Genomic DNA, 3,049 nt, shown 5'->3' on the forward strand with positions numbered 1-3,049 from the left:
AACGCCGTCCTCGACCTGCCCAGGTAGCCGGGACCCCGCCAACGCCCGCCGAACGGCAGGCCTCCCCTGTCCACGTCCGCTCCTCCCGCCGTCGAGTCGACCGCTCGGCCCGCCCAGGCGCCCCGAGGGGAGCTACTGACCCACGGCCTCAGCGCCCGACGTCGGCGGGGCTGGGCGGGTCGGGCAGGAGGACCCGGAACGACGCGCCGCCGCCGGGGCGGTCCTGGACCCAGGCCCGGCCGCCGTGGAGCTCGGCGAAGCGGGCGACCAGGGAGAGGCCGATGCCGACGCCGGGGGCGTGGGCGGGCGCCCCCGGTCCCTGGCGGAACGGCTCGAACAGGGCCGACCGCAGCTCCCGGGGGACGCCGCCGCCGGCGTCCTCCACGGCCAGGAGCACGCCCCCGTCCCGGCGGGCGACCGTGACCCAGACCGGCGTGTCCGGCGTGGTGTGCCGGTCGGCGTTGGCGAGCAGGTTCTCGACGACGCGCTCGACCTTGGCCGGGTCCACCCAGGCCACCACCGGCTCGGCCGTCACGTCCAGCCGCCGCCCGCTGCGCTGCCGCCACTCGGTGGCGACCCGGCCGACGAGCGCGGCGACGTCGGTGCGGCTGCGCCGCGGCTCCACCAGGCCCTTGCTGAGTCGGTCCAGGTCGAGCAGGTCGGACAGGAGCCGGTCGAGCTTGCCGGCGTTGACGACCAGCCGGTCGACCAGGTCGGCGGTGTCATTCTCGGCCAGGCTGGAGCCCGACCGCTTGAGGGTGAGGGCGATGCCGATGACGGTCGCGAGCGGGGTCCGCAGCTCGTGGGAGACGGCGTCAAGGAAGGTGTTCTTCATCTCGTCGAGCGCCCGCAGCTCGTGGGCCGCCTGCCGCTCGCGCTCCAGGGCCTGGCGTTCGCGCTCCAGCGCCTGGCGCAGGCCCTCCTCGGCCAGCTTCTGGTCGGTGATGTCGATGTAGTAGCCCTGCCAGAAGTCGGGCTCGCCGTGCTCGCCGCGGACCAGCACGGCGTGGTCGCGGACCCACACCACCCGGCCGTCCTTGGCGAACACCCGGTACTCCATGTTCCAGGGGTCGCCGGTGCGGTCGACGCGCTCGTTCTCGGCCAGCACCCGCTCGCGGTCGTCGGGATGGATCAGCGTCTTCCAGAAGTCGCGCCGCAGGGTCTCCTCGTGGGTGTAGCCGAGCAGCTGCTGGCTCTGTGGGCTCTCGTAGACGAGGGTCCCCTCGGGGCGGAGCGGCTCCGAATACAGCACCGCGGGGATCTGCTCGGACAGTGCCCGGTAGCGCTCGTCGGCCCCGGGCAGCCAGCCCCGGCCCGGCCCGGCGCCGGCGGCCAGCCGCCCGGCGCGGTCGATGGCCAGCCCGGCCAGCTCCGCGCAGCCGCGCAGCTGCTCGATCTCGTTCTTGCCGGCCACCCGGCCCGGCTCCCTCCAGGCCATGCCCAGCACCCCGACCACCGACCCGTCGGCGGTCAGGGGCACGCACAGCGCCGCCGGCACCTCCTGCTGCCCGCCGCCCTGCGGCGTGCCCGTCCTCCAGGCCTCGCCGGCCAGCCCCTGTCCCTTGCCGAGCCGGCGGCCGACGCAGCCGGCGAAGCGGCCCACCCCCTTGCCCACCACCAGCCGCCGCCCGTCGTCGGCGACCAGCCAGAGCAGCGCGTCCCGGGTCCCGACCAGCCGGGCCGCCCAGGTCACGACCCGCCCGTACAGCTCGTCGAGCTCCGGCGGCCAGCCAGGGACGCCCGCCCCTCCAGGAGGAGCCCCGGGAGCTCCACCCGCCCAGTCGGACCAGGCGTCGGCCTCCATGGCCGGCACGCCCCCTTCTCCCCGCTCGAACATCGGCCCCAGGGGCGCTACGTTACCTTGATTCGCTCCCGGCGACCCTCGGGGCCGGTCCGTTGGATCGCGAAGAAGAGCTGAGCGGTCAGCCGGCGTAGGTGCGCCGGTCGAGGGCCAGCGGGGTCAGGAAGCGGGCGTGCAGCCGGCGATGGGTCCGCCACAGCAGCCAGGCCGAGCCCTTGGGCCAGAGCAGCGGGTCCTCGACGACCAGGCCGGCCGGGACGAGCCGGGCGAACAATCGCCCGATCAGCTCGCCGTGGGTGCACAGCGCCACGCCGGCGGCCTCCGGGTCCACGAAGAGCGACTCCACCCGGGCCGCGTCGGCGTCGGCGCCGAGGGCCGCGACCTCCTCGACCTGGAGCAGGCGGTCGCGCCCGAGCGGCTCGACGGTCTGGAGGCAGCGCGCGGCCGGGCTGGACAGGATCCGCTCGACCGGGTAGTCGTCCAGCCGGACGACCAGCCCCTCGGCCTGGTCGTGGCCTTCGGGGGAGAGGGGCCGATGCAGGTCGGGGCCGGCCCAGCTTCCCTTGCTCCCTGCCTCGGCGTGCCGGACGACGATGAGCATGTCCTACCCCTACACCGAGATGCTGATCGGGAACGTGGTGAGCCAGGCCAGGGCGCCGAGCAGCACCAGGCAGCCGAGCCCGAGGACGACGGCGCGCGTGCCCGGGCTCTTGATGCGGGTGCTGATGCCGCCGAAGAACAGCGCGGCCGAGAACAGGACGACGCACAGGACGTAGTTGGTGGCGCGCTGGATGTTCCGGCTGGCCACGGCGGACTCCGCCCCCGCCCGCGCCTCAAGGCGCTCGGCCTCGGCCCTGGCGGCCAGGTGGTAGGCGGGGGTGGCGAAGGGCGTCAGGGGGGCCTCGGGGTTGTGCAGCGGTCTGGTGGCGATCCAGGCCTCGACGGCCGGCCGGAACTCCTCGCGGAACCGCTTGCGGTAGAAGTCGGCCAGCTCGGTCTCGTCGCGGGCGTAGCTGTCGACCCACTGGATGAAGGTGGCGACGTCGATCTCGCTCTGGCTGTTGGCCAGGTCCGACCAGCGGGTCGACTCCACCCGGGCGGCGTTGGCCCGGCTGAAGGCCTTGGCCTGCTCGCCCGTCCAGCGGCTCGCCTGGTAGCCGCTCCAGGCGATGGCCAGCGCGGCCACGGAGAGGACCACGGCCGAGACGACCTCGAGCCAGGCCTCCAGCCGCCGGCCGGTCACCGTGG

Annotated in this window: 3 protein-coding genes; all 3 read right to left on the reverse strand. The window is 74.9% G+C overall.

Annotated features, from left to right (window positions below):
• Window positions 1-148: 148 nt before the first annotated feature.
• Window positions 149-1,837: an ATP-binding protein gene (locus VF468_22970; protein ID HEX5881152.1), complete on the reverse strand. Its 1,689-nt coding sequence runs from the start codon at window positions 1,835-1,837 to the stop codon at window positions 149-151.
• An 85-nt stretch (window positions 1,838-1,922) separates the two neighbouring features.
• Window positions 1,923-2,402 (reverse strand): phosphoglycerate mutase family protein, encoded by a 480-nt coding sequence (locus VF468_22975; protein HEX5881153.1) that lies wholly within the window; start codon window positions 2,400-2,402, stop codon window positions 1,923-1,925.
• Between the two features lie 9 nt (window positions 2,403-2,411).
• On the reverse strand, window positions 2,412-3,049 hold a 638-nt coding region (locus VF468_22980), incomplete at its 5' end, for a hypothetical protein (protein ID HEX5881154.1).

Source organism: Actinomycetota bacterium, from assembly GCA_036280995.1.
Lineage (GTDB): Bacteria > Actinomycetota > CALGFH01 > CALGFH01 > CALGFH01 > CALGFH01.

Coding starts and splice junctions, on each gene's coding strand:
- VF468_22970 (HEX5881152.1), bottom strand. CDS start 1,837: ATGTTCGAGCGGGGAGAAGGGGGCGTGCCGGCCATGGAGGCCGACGCC.
- VF468_22975 (HEX5881153.1), bottom strand. CDS start 2,402: ATGCTCATCGTCGTCCGGCACGCCGAGGCAGGGAGCAAGGGAAGCTGG.